Here is a 21,472-nt window from a genome sequence, read left to right on the forward strand (position 1 = left end):
ACCGCCTCAGCCGGCCGGCGGGGCGGCGTCGCCCGGACGGGTGGGGCCGGCCCGTCCATCGGGCGCTTCGGGTCCGCCGGGGGCATCGGGCTCACCGGGCTCGTCGGGTACGTCAGGCTCACCGGGCACGTCGGGCGGATCGGGCACGCCGGGCGCATCCGGTTCGCAGAGTCGGCACGGGGTGAGCCCGCGCGCCCGGACGGCGGCGGCGTCCACCGGCTCGGCGTGGGACTTGCCGGCCACCAGCGGGCAGTCCGGCCGGTGGTAGAGCGTGCCCTCGGGGACGGCCACTGCGGCGGCGCCCCTCCCGACGGTGCCGACGGCGCCCGCGGCTTCGCCCGGCGCGGCCCGGCTGCGCGCGGTGTCCTCGGGCGCGGTGTCGCCCGGCTCGGTCTCGTCCGGCGCGGTGCCGTCGGCCTCGACCAGCAGGTCGTACAGCCGCGCGACCCGTCGGCCGGTCAGGTCGGCGGCGTGGTCGTCGGACCCCGGGGAGCCGCCGGCCGACCGCAGGGCGACCAGGACGATGCCCGCCACGATCAGCGCCGCGCCCGGGATGGTGGACGAGGCCAGGTAGGGGATCTGCTGCTCGGCGAAGCGCTCGCCGGAGACGCCGTACCAGCCGAGCACGCAGAGGGCGGCCCCGGCGGCCGCGATGATCCAGCCGGTCCACTCGCGCGCGTCCCGGACCGTCCGCACCGCCCGCGCCGCGGGGTGCCGCGGCCCGGCGCCGTGGCGGGCGACCCGCCCCGTCCCGGCGGTGCGGGTGCTTTCGCCCTCGGATTGCGATTCGTCCATGGATCCGCCTTCATGGTGTCACCTGCGACATTTCCAGGATCGGCCTGGAACAGCATCCGGACACCGGCAGAGCGGGCCGCGCGGCGCATCCGGGTCGCGCGGCTCGCGCGGCCGGGGCAGACGGGCAGACGGTGCCCGCGCGGCGATCGCCGCAGTCGAGAGGAACACCATGCACGTGAGGCAGAGCGGCACCCGCGACACCCGCGGCACGAGTCGGGGCGGTGGCCCCGTCCTGCGGTCGGCGAGCGTGCTGCTCGCGCTGCTGCTGGCGGGCACGGTGGCCGCGTGCAGCAGCAGCACGTCCGGCTCCACGGCCTCGGGCTCGGCGTCCGCGTCGGTGTCCGCGTTGGAGTCGGCGCTGGCGTCGGCGTCGGCGTCGCTCAGTGCGAGCGCGAGTGCGAGTGCCAGCGCGAGCGCCGGTGCCACCGCGCCCGCCGACCAGGCGACCGCAAAGAACCAGGTCACCGCCAACTGGGAGAAGTTCTTCGACCCCAGCACCCCGATCCCGGAGAAGGCGAGCCTGCTCCAGAACGGTGACGCGCTGCTCCCCGTCCTCCAGGGCTTCTCCCAGGACCCGCGGGTCGGCCAGGTGAAGGCCAAGGTGACGGACGTGACGTTCACCTCGCCGACCGGCGCCACCGTCACCTACGAGCTCTCCCTCCAGGGCACCGTGGTCGAACCGAGCGCCACCGGCCAGGCCGTGCTGGAGAACGGCACCTGGAAGGTCTCCCGCTCCACCCTGTGCGGCCTGCTCACCCAGGCCGGCGGCGCGAGCGGCACCCCGATCCCCGGATGCAGCTGACGGGCTCGCCGTCCCGCCGGGCCGCCGACGGACCCACCCGCCGGCGGCCCACGCGCCGCGCCCTGGCGTCGCTCCTCGTGCTGCCGCTCGTCCTGCTCGCCACCGCCTGCGGCACCCGGCTGCCGGAGAGCGCGTTCGGCCCCCGCCCCACCCCGGGCGGGGGCACGACGCCGGTCGGCAACCCGGCCTCCGACACCGGCGTCACCGCCGCCGAGATCAGGATCGGCATCGTCACCTCGCTGACCAGCCCGGTCGGCAGCGAGGTGTTCGCCGGCCCGCGCTACGGCGCGCAGGCCTTCGTCCAGGCCCTGAACGACCGCGGGGGCCTGCACGGGCGCACCGTCAGGCTGGTCACCTGCGACGACGGCGGCAGCGGCATCGGCAACCAGGACTGCGTGCACCGGCTGATCGACCAGGAACACGTCTTCGCCTTCGTCTCCGGCAGCGTGCTGGACTACGCCGGTGCCGGGTACGTGAGCGGCAGGGGAGTGCCGGACATCGGCGGTCAGCCGGTCGGCACGGCGTACGACCGCTGGCCGCACCTCTACGGCATCTACGGCAGCAGCGCGCCGCGCGACGGCCACGCCGTCGGCTGGAACGGGACGCTCTACCAGAGCACCGAGGTGTTCCGGTTCTTCAAGGAGCGGCTGGGCGTCGGGAGCGCCGCCGTGGTCGCCTACAACCAGGCCGACTCGGCCCGGTACGCCGCCCAGCTGAAGGCCGGCCTGGAGGCGGAGGGCTACCGCGTCCTGGTGCAGACGGTCGACTTCGCGCTGCCCAACTTCCAGGCGGTGGCCGCCGCCGTCCGCGCCGACGGCTCGCAGCTGCTCTTCGACGCCATGGACACGCGCGGCAACGCGGCGCTCTGCCGGGCGCTGGACGACTCGGGGGTGAAGGTCGCGGCGAAGGTGACCAACGTCCAGAACTGGTCCGAGACCGTCCGTACCGACTACCGGTCGTCACCCGGTTGCCGTAACGCGCTCTGGGCGACCTCGTCCAGCCTCAACTACGAGGACGTGGGCTACCCGGCGGTGCAGGAGTTCCGCACCGCGATGGCCCGGTACTACCCCGACCGGGAGCCGCTGCTCTCGGCCTGGGAGCTGGAGGGGTGGGCGGGAGCGCAGTGGCTCACCGACGCGATGGACTCCTGCGGCGCGGACCTCACCCGGGCCTGCGTCGAGCGGTTCATGAACCGCTCCGAGCCGTACGACGCGCACGGGTTGATCCTGCCCGCCTCCTTCGTGCCGCAGCCGCCGCCGTCCGGGCCGACCCGGGCCTGCCTGAACGCGGCCCGCTGGCAGGACGCGGCGGAGGGCGGGAAGGGCGGCTGGGTCACCCAGGTGGCGTCGATGACCACCGCCTGCTTCGAGGTGCCGCAGCTGCCGTACCGGCCGTGACGCGCCCGTGGGACGGGCCGGCTCTCAGGTGAGCCGCTCCGCCAGGACGATCGCCGCGTCGTCGTCCAGCCGGCCGCCGACGTGGTGGAGCAGGTCGCGGCGCAGGTGGTTCAGCAGGGCGGCCGGGCGGTCGGCGCGCCAGGCGGTGACACGTTCGGTGAGCGGGTAGAACCGGCGTGCGGCGTCGCGGGCCTCGATCACGCCGTCGGTGTAGATCAGCAGGCGGTCGCCGGGGAGGAAGGGGAACACCTCCACCTCGTACCTGGTCGGGGCCAGCTCGCCGAGCCCGAGCGGGGGAGCGGGGTGGCGGGCGCTGAGGGCGGTGATGCCGTCGGCGTGCAGCAGCAGCGGAGGCGGGTGGCCGCAGTCGATCAGGCGCAGCACGGAGCCGTCGTCCGGGATGTCCAGGATGACGGCGGTGATGAACGACTCGCCGGCGTCGTCCGCGGCCGGGCCGTCCCGGGCCGGGTCGGGGACGGCGCCCGCCACCGCCCGGCGCAGGCGGTTCTGCTCGCCGAGCTGGGCGAGGTCCCAGCAGACGCTGCCGTCCAGGTAGGTGGCGAGGTCGGGGAGCTCGGCGTGGAGGTGGGCGGCGGCCCGGAAAGCGCCCAGCAGCAGGGCCGCGTCGCCGAGCGAGGAGAGGCCCTTGCCGCGGACGTCGCCGACCAGCAGCCGGGTGCCGGTGGCGGTGCGGGCCGCCGCGTAGAGGTCCCCGCCGACCTGTGCCTCGGCCTCGGCGGCCAGGTAGACGGAGGCGAGGTGGAGTGGCCCGATCCGGTCGGGCAGCGGGCGCAGCAGGACCCGCTGGGCCGCCTCGGAGACCGAGCGGACCTGGGCCAGCTCCCGTTCGTGCCGGTCGCGCAGCACCCGTAGGCCGATGATCAGCGCCGAGACGGCGATCTGCGCGCCGAGCTGGGTCTGGTGGTTGGCGGTGTCGATGCCGTCGCGCAGGAGGCCGATGACGGTCAGTGCGGCGAGGGCGATCAGGGCGACGGCGGTGGTGGCCCGGGCCCCCGCGAAGGAGGCGGTGATCGCGGGGGCGACGATCAGCAGCGGGCCCAGGTGAATCTCGGGCGGGGCGAGGATGTCGACCACGGTGATCGCCACGATCAGCGCGAGCGACAGTACCGTCAGAGCGCGGCGGCCGGGCCGCCACGACCGGCGGCGGTCACGGGGACGCTGCCGAAGTGGCACCTCTCCTCTGTACACCGTCCGGGCGGTGCGCCGCACCCCGGGCCGCGGGTGGGCCGGCCGCGCGGACGGCGCCCGGGCGGGCGGCTCAGTCCCCGGGGCTCAGTCCCGGGGGCTCAGTCCTGGGCGCCGTAGCGGGCGAGGTAGTCGGCGAAGCGCGCCACGTCCTGGTCCGACCAGTCGGTGAAGCGGGCGGTGAAGGAGGCCCGGCGCTGCTCGTTGGCCTCGCGCAGCAGGGTGAGGCCGGCCTCGGTGGCGCGCAGGATCTGGCCGCGCTGGTCGTCCGGGTCGGTCTCGCGGCGCAGCAGGCCGAGCTTCTCCAGCGCGGTGACCTGACGGCTGACGGTGGACTTGTCCAGCATGAAGTGCATCGCGACGTCCGCGGCCCGGCAGCCGCCGCGCTCGTTGATCAGGTCCAGGATGCTGTAGGTGACCAGGGAGAGGTCCGGGTGCAGCTGGCTGGCCTTGTGGCGGGCCCGCCGGGCGAAGGCGGTCAGCTCGCGCTGGATGGTGTCGATCGACGACTCACGACCGGGCACGGCGTACCTACCTCCTCGGGAATTTTGTTGCACTATACAACGATTTTCTGGTCGGTGGTGCAGTGCTGCCCGGCGCCGCCCCGCTCAGCCGGCCCGGCTCCCGTCGGGTGCCGAGGCCTGCCAGGCGCGGGCGGCCGCGATCCGGCGCGTCGCGCTCGGGTGGGTGGCGAACAGTAGCTCAAGCATCCGCGGCGGGTCGACGTCGGACACGTTGGCCAAGGCCAGTCTGCGCTGCATCGCGACGAACTGCTCGGCGTCGGAGGTGAGTTCGAGTGCGTGACGGTCCGCCCTGGCCTCGATCCGGCGGCTCGCCGCGCACTGCACCGGGCCGGACAGCGCGCCCAGCAGCGCCGCGCAGGCGACCAGCAACGGCAGGGCGCGCGGATCGGCCGCGTCCGCGGCCCCGGCCGCCGACAACAGCGGTCCCCAGGCGGCCAACCGGCCGAGCAGGACGACCACCGCCGCCGCTCCCGCCGCCCCCAGCAGCGTGCCGGTCAGCACGTCCCGGTGCTTGACGTGCCCCAGCTCGTGCGCCACCACCAGCTCCACCTCGCGCGGCTCGGCGGTCGACAGCAGCGTGTCGTACGCGACGATCCGGCGCGTCGCGCCCAGGCCGGACACGTACGCGTTCAGTGCCGTCGTCCGCCGCGACGCGTCCGCCACCAGGACGTCCCGCACCCGGACGCCGTCCCGTTCGGCCAGCGCCAGCAGCGCTGTGCGCAGCGGGCCGGGCGCCATCGGGGTGAAGCGGTTGAACACCGGCTCCACCAGCAGCGGGTACAGGAACGAGAGCGCCGCCGTGAGCAGCGCGGCCCCGGCCGCCGCAGGGAGCCACCAGCGCTCCGGCGACCAGGCGGTGAGCGCGAACAGCCCGAGCGCCACGGGGAGCGTCAGCGCCAGGGCGAGCGCCGACCCGCGCAGCGCGTCCAGCGCCCAGCCGGCCCAGCCCTGGGTCACCAGCCCGTACCGGGCGCGCACCGCGCGGACGCCCGCGCCGAACGGCAGCTGCGCCATCTGCCCGAGCACGACCAGTGCGGCCGCCCCGGCCAGGACCTCCGCCGTCCGCGAGCCGCCGAACCAGCCGCCCGCCGCCGTCACCAGCCCCGCCCCGGCGGTCGTCAGCCCCAGGGCGAGCGTCAGTGCCAGGCCCGCCAGGCGCCCGCCCAGTGCCCACGGCAGCTGCGCACGCCGGAGGGTGCGGCCGCGGGCGAGCTCGGCGGGGGTGAAGTCGGCGGCGGGGCCGGGGGCGTCGGGGGGCTCGGGGGCGGGTGCCGGGGTGCCCGGGGGCGGGCTGACGGAATCTGTCATCTGTGGGCCGTCATCCGTTTGCTGTCATCTGTCGTCCGTCATCTGTCCTCTGAATTCTGTCAGCCGCCCGCCCGCTCCGCCGCCCCGGTGGCGGAGCGGGCGGGCGGTCCTGTGCGCAGGACCGCCGCGCCTCGTGCTGCTCGCCGAACACGGTGTGGAGGCGGGGCGGAGGAGGCGCGGGGGAGTGGCGTAGGCTGACCGCTCTTGGACCGACCCCGGGGGGATCTCACATGCGCCGTGCCGCGGCCGCCGTCGCACTGCTGCTCGGGCTGATACCCGTGGCCGCCTGCGGGCCGGACGACCCGGCCCCGGCCAAGGCCGCGCCGGCCGGCGATGCGGCCGGGCCCTCGGCCGCCGGGTCCGCCACGGCGGGTGCGACCGGCACCGCGGCGCCGGCGCCGTCCGGCAGCGCCGCCGCACCCCGGCCCGACGGCAGCATCACGGTCGCCTTCGCCGGCGACGTCCACTTCGAGGGCCGGACGGAGTCCCGGCTCGCGGTGAAGCCCCCGGAGCAGGCGCTCGGCCCGATCTCCGGAACCATCTCCGACGCGGACCTCGCCGTCCTCAACCTGGAGACCGCGATCACCGACCGCGGGGCGCCCGAGCCGAAGACCTACACCTTCCGCACCTCGCCCAAGGCGCTCACCGCGCTCAAGGACTCCGGCGTCGACGTCGTCTCGATGGCCAACAACCACGCCGTCGACTTCGGCCCCGACGGCCTCGCCGACACCCTCGCCGCCAAGGCCGCCTCGCCGATCCCGGTCGTCGGCGTCGGCCACAACGCCAAGGAGGCGTACACCCCGTACGTCACCACCGTGCGCGGGGTGAAGGTCGCCGTGGTCGCGGCCAGCCAGGTCGAGGACATCACCAACCAGAAGTGGCGGGCCGGTGCCGACAAGCCGGGCATCGCCTCGGCGCTGGACGCCGCCGCGCTGGTCAAGGCGGTCGAGGCGGCGAAGCAGCAGGCCCCCGTCGTCCTCGTCTACCTGCACTGGGGAGACGAGGGCAAGGCCTGCCCGACCGGCCCGCAGACCGCCATCGCCAAGAAGCTCGCGACGGCCGGTGCCACCGCGGTGGTCGGCACCCACGCGCACACCATGCTCGGCTCGGGCATGCTCGGCAACACCTACGTCGGGTACGGCTTCGGCAACTTCCTCTGGTACGGCACGTCCAACTACGCGTTCTCCAACGAGACCGGTGTCACGACGCTGACCCTCACCTCGGCGGGCAAGGTCACCGGGGAGGTGTTCACCCCGGCCACCGTCGACGGCCAGGGAGTCCCCGTCCCGCAGACCGGCGCCGCCGCCGAGGCCGCCCTCAAGCGGCGCGACGGCCTCCGGGGCTGTACCGGCCTGGCCCCTGCGCCCGGCCCCGCGCGCTGAGTTCGTCCAAGTCCCGGGTGGTGACCGCCTCGGCGACGGGGATGCCGCTGCGGTGCGCCAGGGCGAGCCGCTCCCGCACCTCGCGCGGCGTCCGCGGTCGCCACCCCGGGCCGTGGCAGCACCCCGAGTGGAACGTCACCCCGGCGGCGAGCACGGCGGTCAGCGCCCGCCACCCGGCGTCGTCCCGCCGCTTCGGGACCGCCAGATCCTGCCCCGCCTCGAGCAACTTGCCCCGGCAGCGCGGGCAGAGGTCGTGCCCCGGCGCCGGCCACCGCTTCACCGAGACCCGGCAGGGCGGGCAGACGAAGTGCCGGCGAGACGTCCGAGCGCGTGTACACATGGGTACCACGATAGGGCGGTGACGGACCGTCAGCATGTGGATTTCCCCGGTCTGCGGATGGGCGCGGGCGGCCGGGGCGGACCTCGCAGGGCAGGTGGCGGAGACCCCGGGCCGGAGTCCGCCCCCCGAGGGGCGGGACACCCGCCGCGAACGGCGGGCCCGTCCAGCGGGGTCGGGCCGGTCACCGGCCGGGGTGGAGCGGGCGGCGGCCCGACGATCTCCCCCCGCGATGCGGGCGGTGGCTGAGAGTCTGCGCCGCCGAAGGACGTTCAGCCCTTATGGTCGGCCTCGCCGTGCTTCCAGTAGCCCTTGGCGTGGACGCGGTCGCCGGGGAGCGACCGGTCGGTGAGGAGGTGGCGGCGGACGGTGGCGACGGCGCCGGCCTCACCGGCGAGCCAGGCGGTGGTGCCGGGCGGCAGGTCGGTGGCGAGGAGGGTCTCGGCGAGGAGGCGCCCCTTGGGGTGGGCGGGCGGACGGGGGAGCCACGCCGCGGTGAGTCCGGCGCGGGCGGGCAGGGGCAGCGTGTCGGCCGGTCCGGCGATCTCGAAGTAGGCGGACACCCTCACCCCGGGCGGGAGTTGTTCGAGGACGGTGAGCGCGGCGGGCAGGGCGCTCTCGTCGGCGGCGACGAGGACGTGGCCGGCGCCGTCGAAGGAGGGGCGGCGCCCGCGAGGGCCGGCGATCCGGGCGCGGTCGCCGGGGCGGGCGGCGGCGGCCCACCGGGCGAGGGGGCCGTTGCCGTGCAGGACGAGGTCGATGTCGACCTCGCCTTCGGCGGGGCGGTGGTGACGGATGGTGTAGGCGCGGGAGACCTCGCGGCCCTCGGGGTCCCGGGAGGCCCGGGGCGGACTGTCGGGCACGGCCAACTTGACCCACTGGGTGGGGTGTTCGACGGCGAGGTCGGACAGGCCGGGGCCGGTGAAGGCGATCCTGGTCAGGGTGGAGGTCAGCGGGGTGACCGCGGTGACCTCGACGTCGTGGGCCGGTCGGGGGCGTCGGAACATGGTGACTCCAGAGCGGGCCCGGAGGTGAACACGGGCCGGGTGAGAGGGAGTTCGGGAGGTGTCGCGCTCAGCGCGGGAGGTGCTGGTCGAGCAGTGCGTCGACGAACGCGGCGTCGAGCGGGCGGCGCAGCACCAGGGTGCGGTGGTAGAGCGGGGCGAGGAGGGCGTCGAGCAGCGCCGCGGCCTCGTCCTCGGAGCAGCCGAGTGTGGTGCGGGTGTGGGCGACATCGCGGGCGCGGAGCCCGTCGAGGAATCCGCCGTGCAGCAACTCCGCCGTACGGGCGTCCAGTTGGGCGTGTCCCAGGAGGGCCTGGAGGACGCGGCCGGCCGGCTCCTCACCGAGGAAGGCGGCGAAGCGGTGGACGTAGGCGCGCAGGTCCGCAGGGCCCGGGGGGCCGGCGGCGCCGGCTGTCCGGTCGGACGGGGCTTCGGGCCAGGTGAGGGCGGAGGCGGCGTCGAGGACCAGGTTGTCGAAGAGGATGTCGACCTTGGACTTCCACCAGCGGTAGATCGTCTGTTTGGCGACGCCGGCCGCCGCGGCGATGCCCTCGATGGTGAGGCCCTCGAAGCCGTGCTCCACCAGGAGGTCGTCGGCGGCGTTGAGCACCGCCAGGCGCGCGGCCTCGCTCCGGCGGCTGCTGCTGTTCGCGCTGCTGCTGCCGGTGGCGGTACGGGGCTGGGCGGCGATGGTGCGGAGGTCCTCACGGGCGGGCCGGTGCGGGAGCCGGCCGGGGGCGCTGGTCGGGCTCATCCTCTCATGCCTCCTCCGGGCGGGCGGTCGACGGGAGCGCGCTCCGCGGCCGCCGCACCAGCCCGGCCGCGACGGTGACGGCCAGGGCGGCCACCAGCGCGCTGAACGTGACACCCGCCGTGCGCAGGTCGGTGGCCTGGATCAGGACCCCGACGCCGACCACCGGCACCGAGAGCATCGCGTACAGGATGGCGAAGAAGGTGGAGACCGCCGCGCCGCGCTGCTGCGGGGCGACCCCGTTGTTGATGGCGCCGAGGCCGGTGCCGACGGCGGTGCCCGTGGCGAGGCCGTTGACGCAGGCGCCGAGCAGCAGCGGTGGCAGGGACTCGGTGAGCAGCGCCGTGGCGATCAGCGCGGCGGCCAGCACCAGGCCGGCGCAGGCGGCGGGCAGCGCACGCGGCTTGGGCAGGACGCGGGCGAGTAACTGGCCGACGGCGGTGGCCGCGAAGGCCAGGCAGACCACCAGGCCGGTGAGCGCGTGGTGGTGGAGGTCCAGGACGGTGGCCAGGAAGAGACCGCTGACCGCGGTCAGGACCCCGAGCACGGCGAACCCGGAACCGCCGGCGAGCGCGGCGCGTACGAAGGCGGGGCGGATGCCGGCCGGGATGCGCAGCGGCTGGAGGCGAGGGCGGAGCCGGGCGGGGGTGTTTCGGGGGTGGTCACCGGAGCCCGTCGGTGCGGCGCCGGGGGCGGCTTCCCGTGCCGTTGCGGGAACGGCGAGGAGTCCGGCCAGTGCGAGGGCGGTGAGGGCGAGCATCACCGTCCAGGGCAGGCGCAGCGGCGAGCCGGCCCACTCGGCGAGGGTGCCGGAGAGCAGGGTGCCGCCGGCCAGGCCGCCCATGTTGGCGGCCAGCGCGAGGGTCTGGGCGCGCAGCCGGCGCTCGGGCGGGGCGAGGTCGAGCAGGGCCGCGGTGGCGGCGCCGGTGACCAGGGCGGCGGCGAGGCCGGAGGCCACCCGGGCGGTGAGCAGCCAGGGCAGCGAGTCCGCGACCTCGAAGAGGTCGTCGGCGGCCGCGGCGAGCAGCAGGGCGGCGGCGATGACGGGGCGGCGGCCGATCGCGTCGGAGAGCCGGCCGAGGGCCAGCAGGCCGGCGACGACGCCGGCGGCGTAGACGGCGAAGATCACCGTGACCATGAACGGCGAGAAGCCGAAGGCCTGTTGGTAGAGCGGGTAGAGCGGGGTCGGGACGGTGGTGCCGGCCATGGTGACCCAGAAGGCGAGTGCGACCGCGGCGCGGGCGAGTGGGCCGGCCGGGGTTTGCGGGGCGGATGGCATGGGGGTTCCTCAGGGGCCGCGGCGAGCATGGACGCAACGGTGCGTCTCGGTTGGATGGACGCTAACATTGGACGCAACGTTGCGTCTAGATTGGATTCGCTCGATCGCCCCGGCCTCCTGGCCGCGTGCCCGCGGCGGTCACGGTCGCCGGGCGGCTCCACTGCGGGCGCCACCGGGCCTGGTCGGGAGCCTGCCGCGGAGGCCCGGTTCGGACCGGCAGCCGGTCGGCTGCGCCGGCGCGGCGCGTACCGAGGGCTGCGGGGCGGCCGGTGTGGTGAGCTGGTCGCGGCCGTGTCAGCCGCGCGGCAGCCGCACCAGGCTCTCTGGAGGAGACGTCCATGCGTCGTCGTTCTGTGGTCGCCCTGCTGACCGTGCTGTTCGGGTCCGGTGCGGTCGGCGGCTGCTCCTCCGCGGCTTCCGGGGCCGCGAGCTCCACGGTGCCCACCCCGGGCGCGTCCGAGGTGCCCTCGGGCACCCCCACCCTGGCGTCCCCCGCCTCGCCGGCCTCCACCCCGTCGGTGGCGGTCCGGGCGACGGTCACCGACGGACTGGCGTCGCCCTGGGGCCTGGTGGTCCTGCCCGACGGGGACTTCCTGGTCTCCGAACGGGACACCGCGAAGATCCTCCGCATCGCCGCGAAGGGCGGCGGCAAGACCGAGACCGGCACCGTCCCCGGGGTGGTCCCCGGTGGCGAGGGCGGCCTGCTCGGCCTCGCGCTGTCGCCCGGCTACGCCACCGACCACCTGGTCTACGCGTACGTCAGTACCGCCGACGACAACCGGATCGTCCGCTTCCCGTACGACCCGACGCGGCCCGCCGGGCAACAGCTGGGCGACGTGTCCGTCCTGCTGACGGGTATTCCGCGCGGCCACCGGCACAACGGCGGCCGGATCGCGTTCGGTCCGGACGGGCTGCTCTACGCGGGCACCGGTGACAGCAGCAACGGCGCGCTCTCCCAGGACAAGGGCTCGCTCGGCGGCAAGATCCTCCGGCTGGCCCCCGACGGCACCCCCGCCCCCGGCAACCCCTTCCCCGGGTCGCCCGTCTACTCCTACGGCCACCGCAACGTGCAGGGGCTCACCTGGGACCCCCAGGGCCGGCTCTGGGCCTCGGAGTTCGGCCAGGACAACTGGGACGAACTGAATCTGATCCGCGCCGGCGGCAACTACGGCTGGCCGGTCGTCGAAGGCGTCGGTGGCCGTCCCGAGTTCACCGACCCGGTGGCCGAGTGGCGCACCTCCGAGGCCTCCCCGAGCGGCATCGCCTATGCGCAGGGGGCCGTCTGGATGGCCGCGCTGCGCGGCACCCGGCTCTGGCGCGTCCCGCTCGACGGTGAGCATCTCGCGTCTGCCCCCCAGGAGTTCTTCGACGGTGCCTACGGCCGCCTGCGCACGGTCGTCGCGGACCGGGACGGCACCCTGCTGGTGCTCACCGACAACACCGACGGGAGCGGCGAGCCGAAGCCGGGGGACGACCGCCTCCTACGGCTGGCGATCTCCTAGAGACAGCGCGCCGGGCGGGCCGGCCTGCGGACGGGGTGGGCTTCGCCGGGGGAAGGGCTCAGGCCGGACCGGTGCCGGACGGGGCCGGTTTCACGCGCGGCCGGCGGAGGACCAGCCCTGCCGGTGGAGCCGTTCGAAGCCGTCCAGCAGGAGATCGAGTGCGAACTCGAACTCGAACTGGTCGTCGCAGCCCTGGCCCACCACGGTGCCGTCGTCGTGGGGCCGGACGGTGGCGATCTCGGCGATGTGGGGGAACCGGACGGCCAGCTCGCGCAGGGCGGCCGCCTGGACCTGTGGGTCGGGGCTGGGCGCGGTGGGCAGTAGCTCCTGCGTGAATCCCCACGCGCGGCTGCCCAGGGCGTGCATCGCGTGGTGGGTGAGGTCCGCCGAGAGGCCGCCGGCCAGGAGCGTTCCGATCAGGGAGTCGAGGTAGCCGAGGATGCCGGGGGTGGGGCCGGTGCGCGATTCGATGACGCGCGCGGCCCACGGGTGGCGCAGCAGCGCGTGCCGGGCCGAGAGGATGTGCCGGCGGGCGGCGCCCTTCCAGGCGGCGTCGCCGGCGGACGCGTCGGCCGGCGAGTCGGCCCTCGCCCCGCCCTCCCCGCCCTCCCCGCCGATCTCCCCGATCTCCCCGATGACGGCGTCGACCATGCCGTCGAGGAGCTCCTCCTTGTTCGCCACGTGCTTGTAGAGCGCCATCGGCACGACGCCCAGCTCCTGGGCGAGGCTGCGCATGCTCAGCGCCTCGATGCCCGACCGGTCGGCACGTGCGACGGCGGCGCGCAGCACCCGGTCCCGGTTCAGGGTGGTCCGGCGCGTGGTGGCGTTCGTCTGCTGGGGCATCTCCTGACCGCCTTTCCTCGGGCTCGGCCCGGACGCCGCCGGCCGGACTCCGTTCGTCCCGGAGCCCGTTCGTCCCGGAGTCCGCCCGGTCCGGGCCGATTCTTCCTTGACAGGTGTACGCGGTACACCCTAGCGTCATCGACGAAGGTGTACGCCGTACACCTCTGGTGCCGGATGCGGCCGGCCGTGCCAGTGAAGGAGTTCCGGTGATCCCCTCGAGAAGGCTCGCGACAGCGGCGGGCGTGTGTTACCTGGTCACCCACGTCGCCTCGATCGGCGGGCTGGTCCTCTACGGCCCGGTGCTCGGGAACCCCGACTTCGTCGTGGGCCCCGGTCCGGACGGCCGGGTGCTGCTGGGGGCGCTCTTCGAGGTGGTGCTCGCCCTGGCCGTCGTCGGCACCGCGATCGCGCTGTTCCCCGTCGTCCGGCGGCACGGCGAAGGCGCCGCGGTCGGCTACCTCGGCCTGCGCACCCTGGAGGCGGCCGTCATCACCGTCGGCATCGTCAGCCTCCTCGCGATGGTGACGCTCCGTCAGGATCAGGGGGCGGGGCCGGATCCGGCCGCGGCGCGCACCGTCGGCAGGGCGCTGCTCGCGGTCCACGACTGGACGTTCCTGCTCGGGCCGAACTTCGTGCTGGGCGCCAACACCGTGCTGGTGGCGCATCTGCTGTACCGGTCGGGCCTCGTGCCGCGGTTCATCGCCGTCCTGGGCCTGGTCGGCGGCCCGTTGATCTTCGCCTCGGCGATCGCCGTGCTGCTCGGCCTCTACGGGCAGCTCTCGGCATGGGGACAGCTGGCCGCCGTCCCGGTGTTCGCCTGGGAACTGGCGCTGGCCTTCCGGCTGATCTTCCGGGGCTTCCGGACGCCGGCCGCCGCCGGCGGGCCCCTGACGGTGGGTGGCGACCCGGTTCCGGTCCCGGTCGGTCTGCCGCAGGTCTGAGCGGCACCGCGCCGCCACCGCGCCGCGGCACCCCCGTCACACCGCCGTCGCCGTACCGCCGATGACCTCGGCGAAGCGGCGGCGGACGCGTTGTCAGTGCGTCCCGCTACGTTCCTCCCATCACTGACCAGCTGGGAGGAGAGCGGCCGTGGCGTGGGTGGAAGCGGGAGCGGGCGGCTACGAAGTCGCGCTCGACGAGGAGGGCAAGGTGATCTGCCGCAACGCGGCGGGCCGCCGGCTGAAGGCCGTCCCGCCGAAGCTGAACGACGATCCCGTGGTCACCGGGCTCAGGCAGCTCACCGAGTGGCTGGCCGCGCACCGGCGCCGCTGCCTGGACGACGTCGAGCGGTGGATGGTGCGCTCGCTGCCGGTGCCCGCCGCCGTGGTCACCGCCGTCTGGGCCGACGAGGCCTGGCGGGAGGTCCTGCGTGACCTGGTGGTCACCGGGGCTGACGGTTCGGTCGCCGGGTTCCTGCGCGGCGCCGACGCCGAGCGGGGGCTCGGCCTGGTCGACCTCGACGGGGACACGGTGCGTCTCACCGACGGCGAGATCCGGATACCCCACCCCGTCCTCCTGGACGACTTGGACGACCTGCGCGAGTTCGCCGTCGAACTCGGCGTCGCCCAGCAGGTCCAGCAGCTGTACCGGGAGGTCTGGCACCGCCCGGCCGGTGCCGACGCACCCGGTACCGAGGTCACCACCTACGCCGGCGGCCGCTACAAGGAGCTGCGCGAGCTGCTCGGCCGCTGCGCCCGGCTCGGCTACCGGGTGCGCGGCGGCCACGCCGTCCTGCCGGTCGTCGAGGGCGGCGTCGCATTGGAGGCCCGCGTCTGGGTCGGGGACTTCTACGACTACGACGAGTGCGAGACCGGCGCACTCAGCTGGACCGGCCCGGACGGCAAGGTCCTGCCGCTCGCGCAGGTCGGGCCGGTCGCCTGGTCCGAGGGCATGCGGATGGCCGCCGCGCTGCACGCCGGCCGCACGATCGAAGGGGAGGAAGCCGCATGAGCACCAGCCAGGTGAACACCGGTCACACGGGCACCGGTCGCACGGACACAGACCGCACGGACAGGGACCGCACGGACACCGACCGCACGGACGCCACCGCATTGAACGAGCGCCTGCTGGACGCCGGCGCGGTGCTCCCGGCCGGCGCGCTGCCCGGCGCCGGGCAGCCCGACAGCCCCGCCGACGTGCTCACCGCCCGCAGCTACGCCCACCCGGCGCTCGACGGCCGCCGCGTCGTCCGGCTGGTGCCCGGCGCGCTCGGCCCCGCCGAGGACCTCGCCGTCGACTTCCTCGGCCTCAAGCCCGCGCAGGAGCCGGCCGAGGTCGGCCAGATCCGCCAGGAGGCGCTGGGCTTCCCGGCCTGGGCGCTGGTCCACGACCCGGCCAACGGGCACCACGCGCTCGCCCTGGTCAAGGAGATGGAGCGGCTCGCCCGCCAGGCCAGGTCCAAGCCCGGGCACGCCAAGGACGGCTTCGAGGCGCTCGCCGTGCGCCTCGGCCGCGCCGTCCCGCACTTCCTGCCCACCTACTGCGAGGAGGTCGGCCGGATCTTCCTCGAACACGGCAACCAGACCTACGCCGGCACCTTCTTCGGCAAGGCCCGCGAGGCCGAGCGCACCCACAGCCTCACCGTTGACGAGGAGCGGCTGCGCGCCGTCTTCCTGGAGTTCGCGCTGGCCGGCGCACTCACCGTCAAGGCGCTGCGGCAGTACGTCAGGGAGCTGAGCGGCCGGCTCGACCCGCTGACCGCCTGGCAGCGGTTCCGCCAGCTCTGCACCGAGCGCTCGGCGGCCGGCATGGCCCCGTACGCCGGCGTGGCCGAGGACGCCCGCGCCCTGATCCGGGCCGCCGGGCTGGACCGCACCGAGCACGAGCGGGCCCTCCTCGCGGAGCTGCTCGCCTCACCCGCCGTCAACCGGGCGCCCGGCGCCTTCTGGAAGTCCTGGCACGGCGCCGTCGTCGACCTCGGCCGCAGTGACGGGACGGTCCGCGCCCGCCTGCTGGAGCTGCTGCCCGACCCGGCGGGCTCCGGCGACCAGAACGCCCAGGACGCCTCCTGGCTCGCCGTCCTCGCCGAGAGCGGCGCCGAGCAGCAGCTCACCAGGCCGGTGGAGGGCACCGGGCCGGTGGAGGGCGCCGGGCCCGTCGAGCCGGCCGCCGCCTGGCTGCAGCGCTGGCTGGGCCACATCGGCCGGGGCTGGCGCAGCCGGGGCCTCAGCACCGAGACCGTCGCCCTCGCCGGGCGGATGGCCGGGCGGCTGCGCGCCGACGGTGTGCCGGTCGACCTCCTCGGCGGCCGCCGGAGCACCACCCTGATCGAGGTCCTCGACCTGCTGCTCGCCGAGGGCGTCCCGGTCGCCGACCCCGCCGACGGCCTCGCTCTCGACCTGGGCGCCTGGGTCGCCCAGTCCGGCCCCGGCAGCCGTACGCTCGCCGCGCTCGCCGCCGACCCCCGGTTCCGGCCCGCGCTGCGTGCCGCCGTCCCCGGGGTCTGGGACGCCGCGGTCGCGAAGCAGGTGCCCGCCCTCCCGGTGCTGCGCGAGCTGTTCGTCGAGTGGTCCGACGCACGCGCCGACGAACTCCTCGCCGCCCGCGGCCTGGCGAGCGCCGCGGACCTGCTGCGTGAGCTGCGGGGCAGCCGCCGCGCCATCCGTGCCGAGAACCCGGCCGCCGCCGAGCGGATCGCCGGCCTCGACGTCGCCGGCCTGCTCGCCCGCACCCTGCGGGCCGGCATCTTCGACGAACTCGGCTGGCCCGCCCTCGAAGAGGCGCTCGAGAGGCTCGGCGTCGAGCGCGGCGAGGCCCCCGGCGGTACGGCCGGCAACCACCTCCCCGAGGGCCTGTACGCGGAGGACGCCTGGCCGCACCTCGTCCTGGCCCGCAAGAACCAGGTCGTGGTGGCCGGACCGCAGGGCATCCTGCTGGAGCACACCCTGCGCATCCCCGACAAGCTGGAGCAGTGGCAGCGCCCCCGGCTCCGCTACGTCGACGGCGAACTGCTGGTCGCCTGGTACCGGGACGGCAAGCAGCACGCCTACTGGTCCGGCCGCCCCGCCGAGACCTTCCTCCTCGGCGGCGAGACCGTCGTCCGCTACTACGGCGGCAACCAGGAGCCCGAAGCCCCGTCCCTCCCGCTGCCCGGCGGCGGGCGCACCACCGGCGAGCGCCCGTTGCACGCCGGTGACACCCGGATGCCCGCCGAGCACCCGGTGATCGGCGACGGCACCGGCCACTGGACGGTCCGCCACGGCCAGGGCGGCGGCTTCCTCACCGAGCTGGACCCGGTCACCGGCACCCTCGGCCGCGCCGCCGAGCCGCCCCGGATCGCCGCCACCGCGGCCGCCGGCCGGCTCGACGTGCACCGCACCCGGCTGCTGCCGATGCAGCCCGGGTTGGAGGCCACCCCGCTGGGCACCGACGGCGCCGCGCTCGGCAGCTGGGTCCGCGTCGGAGCAGGCCGCGTCACCACCGGTACCGCCGACGGCACCACCCTCGTCCTGTCCGGAGCCGGCAGCCACCCGCAGCGCTTCCCGGTCGGCCGGCTCGCCCTGCCCGGCGGCGCCCGCCCGATGGTCGTCGAGGGTCGCGGCGGCTCCCTCGCCCTCGCCCTGCCCGGCACCGACGGCACCCACGCCGACGGCGCCCGGGTGGACGCAACCACCGGCACCATCGCCGACCTGGGCGTCTGCCGCGCCGGCGGGCTCGACGCCGCCGGCACCGGGCTCGTCCCGCCGCTCGTCCACTGGCACGCCCTGCGGCCGCGCGACGAGGAGGGCTCGCTCGTCCTGCGCGCCGTCACCGACGAGCAGGCCGCCCGGCTGATCGACGCCGCCTGGCCGGTGGACACCCGGCCGGTCGCCGCGGACGAGCAGCGCTGGCTCACCGTCCAGGGCGGGCGGCGCCTGCTCGCCAACAGCAAGAAGTGCCGTGCCAGGGTGCCCGTCGCGGCCGTCGGCGAGGCGCTGCCCGGTATCGGCCACCCGCTGCTGCGCGCCGGCGTCGCCGGGCTCGCCCGGGCCGCCGCCGACCTGCTCGACGGGGTCGCCCGGTTCGTCCCGCAGCCCGAGGCCAAGGCGCGCTCCAAGGCGGCCGCCGCCCGCCCGGCCGCCTACCGGCCCGAGCACGGCCGCGACGACGACCTGCGCGAGGCCGTCGGCGTCGTGTTCCCCGACCTCGGCGGCTTCGGCCGGTCCTGGGGGAGTGACGGCCAGTGGCGGGTCATCAACAACCTGCGCACCGTCACCGCCGTCCTCGCCGACCCGCCCGCGGCGCCCGAGGGCACCGAGGGCTGGTCCACCCCGCTGCGGGTGGAACTGCACGGCGACGACAACCACCACGGCTGGCTCCACCTGCTCGGCCGGCTCGGCACCCTCGCCTACGCCGCGGCCGCCCCGCTCACCGGAGACGCCGATCGGTCCGCTCTCGCGCTGCTGCTCGACGAGTTGACGAAGGGTCCGCTCGCCGACCGCGGCGCCACCCTGCGGGAGATCACCCTGACCGAGCCGCTCCACGGCACGAGCCACAACCACAAGCACGAGAAGCGCACCGGCCAGGTGCTGCGGCACGGCGACCGCACCGTGATCGTCCTGGGCTGCCGCCACCACCGCGGCGACCGGGTGCACTGGCTCGCCGTCGACCACGACCCGAGCGGCGCCTTCGGCCCCGTCGCCCACTTCGCCACCGCCGAGGAGCGCACCACCGCGGAGACCCTCACCGCCGACTGGACGGCCCGGTTCACCGCCCTTCTCGCCCTGCACGGCGCCTTCGCCCACCAGGCCGGCCACGCCGCCGACTTCGCCGGGCGGACGGGCATCGGCACCACCCGCGCCACCCTGCTGCTCAGCCCCACCAGCGGTCTCTTCCAGTGGTACGGCAACGTGCTCCCGGCCGACCGGCTCAAGGAGTTCGGCCTCAAGTCCACCGAGGCCAGGGCCGCCCGCGACTGGCTCCGCGACCGGGACCGGACCGGCCTCGCCGACGTCTGGGCCGCCCTGCTGCCCGCCGACCCGAAGAGCCTCTGGACCGAGGGCCCCGACACCCTCGCCGGCGCAGCCCGCTGGACGGAGCGGTTCGGCACGCTCGTCACCCTGCCCGAGGAGGCCCAGGCCGCCGTCAGCGGCGCCGCCATCGGCCACATCGAGGCGGTGCTCAACCCCGCCCGGACGCCCTGGCTCAGCCGCACCACCGGCTTCCGGGTGCGCGCCGACGAGGCCGGCGACGTCCGCCTCCGCCCCGACGACGCCGCCGCCCTGCCCGGGAGCAACACGCTCAGCGGCACCGTCGACGCGCTCCGCTGGCTGGCCTACCACCTGCCCGCCGACAGCCCGCTGCGCCCGCTGCTGCCGCAGGCCGTCGCCGCAGTGCGTGCCAGGCTCGCCGACCCCGGCCTGCTGCTGGACTACGACCTCCAGCGCACCGTCAAGGACCAGAAGCCGGCCGCCATCCTGCGCACCCGGTACGGCCTGCCGGCCGAGGGGGGCGGCGACGCCGACGGTCTGGTCCGCTGCGGAGAGGCGCTCGTCCTGGCCCCCGGCCATGCCGGCGACGAACACATCTGGCTGCGCCCCGCCGGGCTCGCCGGTGCCGGAGACCCGCTGCTGGAGCTGCTCGACGGGCTCTCCGACAGCTACTGGTTCGGCGTCGAGCGGCGCGCCCTTCAGGTGATCCTGAGCGGCGAGCTGGAGCGGCTGGTGGCGCCGCCGGAGTCCGGGCCCGAGGGCGGGGCGGTGACCGGCTGGGCGCAGGACCCGCAGCTCGGCGCGCCCGACCTGGTCGCCGAGGTGGCCAAGGCGCACGGCCTGGGTGAGGACGCCGCCGCGCTCTACCTCCAACTGCTCGCCCTGCCCGACCCGACCGACCGCAACGTCGCCCGCTGGACCGGCTGGAAGCCCGCCCGGCTCAAGCGGGCGCGCGCCGAACTCGCCGCCACCGGACTGGTGCTGGAGGCCAAACGGGCCCGGGCCGGCCGCAGTCTCTTCCTGCCCGGCGGCTGGCAGGAGGCCAAGGCCCCCGGCCTGCCCGCCGAGACCTGGAAGGCCGGCCTGTACGAACTGCCCACCCATCACGCCGTCCTGCCGCACCTGTCCGTCCCGGAGCTGTTCGCCCGGGCCTGGCGGCGGATCGGCGACGGGGACACCCCCGGCTACGAAGAGCTCCGGACCAGCAACCGCAGGAAGGCCCGCCGATGAGCACGACCACCGAGACACCGAGCGCGACCGGGCCCGGGACCGCTTCCGGGGCCGCGACGGCTCCCGCTGCCGCGACGGCGGGCGGGACGCGGCAGATCGTCCCGCCGGAGGAGAAGTACGCCGCCGAACTGGAGTTCCTGGCCGCACACGACTCCGGCCCCCGCCCGCCGGGCTGGCGGCTCACCCCGCGCGCCGTCGTCACCTTCGTGATGGGCAGCGACGGCGAGAAGCTCAAGGCCGGGCGGAAGAGCCTCGTCATCGAGCAGAAGTTCGTCGGCGAGCGGGCGTTGGTCGAGCGCTGCGTCGTCACCCTCGCCGGCGAGCGCGGCCTGCTGCTCGTCGGCGAGCCCGGCACCGCCAAGTCGATGCTCTCCGAGCTGCTCGCCGCCGCCGTCTGCGGCACCAGCGCGCTCACCGTCCAGGGCACCGCCGGCACCACCGAGGACCAGCTCAAGTACGGGTGGAACTACGCCCTGCTGCTCGCCAAGGGCCCCAGCCGGGAGGCCCTGGTGCCCTCGCCGGTGCTCACCGCGATGACCGCCGGCGCGGTCGCCCGGGTCGAGGAGGTCACCCGCTGCCTGCCCGAGGTCCAGGACGCCCTGGTCTCGCTGCTCTCCGAACGGCGCATCGCCGTCCCCGAGCTGGCCGGCAGCCCGGACGGCCAGCTGCACGCCGCGGCCGGCTTCACCCTGATCGCCACCGCCAACCTGCGGGACAAGGGCGTCAGCGAGATGTCCGCCGCCCTCAAGCGGCGGTTCAACTTCGAGACGGTCGGCCCCATCGGCAGCCTCGCCGCCGAGGTGGAGCTGGTCCGCCGCCAGTCCACCGCAGCCGTCGCCCGCGCCGGTGCCCCGTACGCGGTGGACGACGCCGTGCTGGAGGCGCTCGTCACCGCCTTCCGGGACCTGCGCACCGGCCGCTCCACCGAGGGCTGGGACGTCGAACGCCCGTCCACCGTGATGAGCACCGCCGAGGCCGTCTCGGTGGCCACCGCCCTCGGCGTCTCCGCCGCCTACCTGCCCGACGGCGGCGACCTGCTCGGACGGCTGCCCGGCCAGCTGATCGGCGTCGTCCGCAAGGACGACCCGGCGGACGCCGCCCGCCTGCTCGGCTACTGGGACGGCCCGGTCCGCCGCCGCGCCGAACAGGGCGCCGGCACCTGGCGCACCCTCTGGGACCTTCGCTCGGCACTGGAGGCGTGAG

General features: G+C 75.7%; 16 protein-coding genes. 8 read left to right on the forward strand and 8 right to left on the reverse strand.

The features are described from left to right. Nucleotides 1–6: 6 nt before the first annotated feature. Nucleotides 7–795, reverse strand: coding sequence for a hypothetical protein (locus tag ACZ3YO_RS05865; RefSeq protein WP_465565330.1), 789 nt, complete (start codon nucleotides 793–795; stop codon nucleotides 7–9). Nucleotides 796–964: 169 nt separating this feature from the next. Here ACZ3YO_RS05865 and ACZ3YO_RS05870 point away from each other — a divergent pair, with 169 nt between their 5' ends. Then, nucleotides 965–1,597 (forward strand): MTB12 C-terminal domain-containing protein, encoded by a 633-nt coding sequence (locus tag ACZ3YO_RS05870; RefSeq protein ID WP_465544440.1) that lies wholly within the window; start codon nucleotides 965–967, stop codon nucleotides 1,595–1,597. Next, nucleotides 1,588–2,994: an ABC transporter substrate-binding protein gene (locus ACZ3YO_RS05875; RefSeq protein WP_465565333.1), complete on the forward strand. Its 1,407-nt coding sequence runs from the start codon at nucleotides 1,588–1,590 to the stop codon at nucleotides 2,992–2,994. Before ACZ3YO_RS05870 ends, ACZ3YO_RS05875 begins: the two co-directional genes overlap by 10 nt. A gap of 24 nt (nucleotides 2,995–3,018) precedes the next feature. On the opposite strand, the gene ACZ3YO_RS05880 is transcribed toward ACZ3YO_RS05875, so the two are convergent. The 3 genes from ACZ3YO_RS05880 to ACZ3YO_RS05890 all read right to left on the reverse strand — a co-directional run bounded on the left by ACZ3YO_RS05880 (nucleotide 3,019) and on the right by ACZ3YO_RS05890 (nucleotide 6,032). Beyond that, nucleotides 3,019–4,188, reverse strand: coding sequence for a PP2C family protein-serine/threonine phosphatase (locus ACZ3YO_RS05880; RefSeq protein ID WP_465565336.1), 1,170 nt, complete (start codon nucleotides 4,186–4,188; stop codon nucleotides 3,019–3,021). A 113-nt stretch (nucleotides 4,189–4,301) separates the two neighbouring features. Continuing rightward, complete coding sequence (locus ACZ3YO_RS05885) at nucleotides 4,302–4,724, reverse strand: MarR family winged helix-turn-helix transcriptional regulator (RefSeq protein ID WP_465565339.1); 423 nt, start codon at nucleotides 4,722–4,724, stop codon at nucleotides 4,302–4,304. Between the two features lie 84 nt (nucleotides 4,725–4,808). Next, nucleotides 4,809–6,032, reverse strand: coding sequence for a M48 family metalloprotease (locus ACZ3YO_RS05890; protein ID WP_465565341.1), 1,224 nt, complete (start codon nucleotides 6,030–6,032; stop codon nucleotides 4,809–4,811). Between the two features lie 230 nt (nucleotides 6,033–6,262). On the opposite strand from ACZ3YO_RS05890, the gene ACZ3YO_RS05895 reads away from it, so the two are divergent. Further along, entirely contained in the window at nucleotides 6,263–7,414 is a 1,152-nt protein-coding gene (locus ACZ3YO_RS05895; RefSeq protein WP_465565344.1) for a CapA family protein, read from the forward strand. Nucleotides 7,415–8,023: 609 nt separating this feature from the next. Here ACZ3YO_RS05895 and ACZ3YO_RS05900 read toward each other — a convergent pair. From ACZ3YO_RS05900 to ACZ3YO_RS05910, 3 genes are all read right to left on the reverse strand, one after another. Beyond that, nucleotides 8,024–8,758, reverse strand: a complete 735-nt coding sequence (locus tag ACZ3YO_RS05900; RefSeq protein ID WP_465565346.1) for a siderophore-interacting protein — start codon at nucleotides 8,756–8,758, stop codon at nucleotides 8,024–8,026. A gap of 67 nt (nucleotides 8,759–8,825) precedes the next feature. Next, nucleotides 8,826–9,509, reverse strand: a complete 684-nt coding sequence (locus tag ACZ3YO_RS05905) for a TetR/AcrR family transcriptional regulator (protein WP_465565349.1) — start codon at nucleotides 9,507–9,509, stop codon at nucleotides 8,826–8,828. A gap of 4 nt (nucleotides 9,510–9,513) precedes the next feature. Then, nucleotides 9,514–10,785, reverse strand: a complete 1,272-nt coding sequence (locus ACZ3YO_RS05910) for an MFS transporter (protein WP_465565352.1) — start codon at nucleotides 10,783–10,785, stop codon at nucleotides 9,514–9,516. A 338-nt stretch (nucleotides 10,786–11,123) separates the two neighbouring features. On the opposite strand from ACZ3YO_RS05910, the gene ACZ3YO_RS05915 reads away from it, so the two are divergent. Continuing rightward, nucleotides 11,124–12,287: a PQQ-dependent sugar dehydrogenase gene (locus ACZ3YO_RS05915; protein WP_465565355.1), complete on the forward strand. Its 1,164-nt coding sequence runs from the start codon at nucleotides 11,124–11,126 to the stop codon at nucleotides 12,285–12,287. A gap of 90 nt (nucleotides 12,288–12,377) precedes the next feature. On the opposite strand, the gene ACZ3YO_RS05920 is transcribed toward ACZ3YO_RS05915, so the two are convergent. Next, a complete protein-coding gene (locus ACZ3YO_RS05920; RefSeq protein ID WP_465565357.1) occupies nucleotides 12,378–13,130 on the reverse strand; it encodes a TetR/AcrR family transcriptional regulator in 753 nt (250 codons plus the stop codon). A 206-nt stretch (nucleotides 13,131–13,336) separates the two neighbouring features. Between ACZ3YO_RS05920 and ACZ3YO_RS05925 the strand changes: the two genes are divergently transcribed. The 4 genes from ACZ3YO_RS05925 to ACZ3YO_RS05940 all read left to right on the forward strand — a co-directional run bounded on the left by ACZ3YO_RS05925 (nucleotide 13,337) and on the right by ACZ3YO_RS05940 (nucleotide 21,471). Then, nucleotides 13,337–14,071, forward strand: coding sequence for a DUF4386 domain-containing protein (locus ACZ3YO_RS05925; protein ID WP_465565360.1), 735 nt, complete (start codon nucleotides 13,337–13,339; stop codon nucleotides 14,069–14,071). A gap of 148 nt (nucleotides 14,072–14,219) precedes the next feature. Further along, the gene (locus ACZ3YO_RS05930; protein ID WP_465565363.1) at nucleotides 14,220–15,080 is read left to right on the forward strand and encodes a DUF4132 domain-containing protein; all 861 of its coding nucleotides are present in this window, start codon (nucleotides 14,220–14,222) and stop codon (nucleotides 15,078–15,080) included. Continuing rightward, nucleotides 15,077–20,269, forward strand: coding sequence for a hypothetical protein (locus tag ACZ3YO_RS05935; protein ID WP_465565366.1), 5,193 nt, complete (start codon nucleotides 15,077–15,079; stop codon nucleotides 20,267–20,269). The genes ACZ3YO_RS05930 and ACZ3YO_RS05935 overlap by 4 nt, the downstream gene beginning before the upstream one ends. Further along, on the forward strand, nucleotides 20,266–21,471 hold the full coding sequence (locus ACZ3YO_RS05940) for an ATP-binding protein (protein ID WP_465565369.1): 1,206 nt from the start codon (nucleotides 20,266–20,268) through the stop codon (nucleotides 21,469–21,471). The genes ACZ3YO_RS05935 and ACZ3YO_RS05940 overlap by 4 nt, the downstream gene beginning before the upstream one ends. Nucleotide 21,472 lies beyond the last annotated feature (1 nt).

The organism is Kitasatospora sp. NPDC022785, from assembly GCF_055561295.1.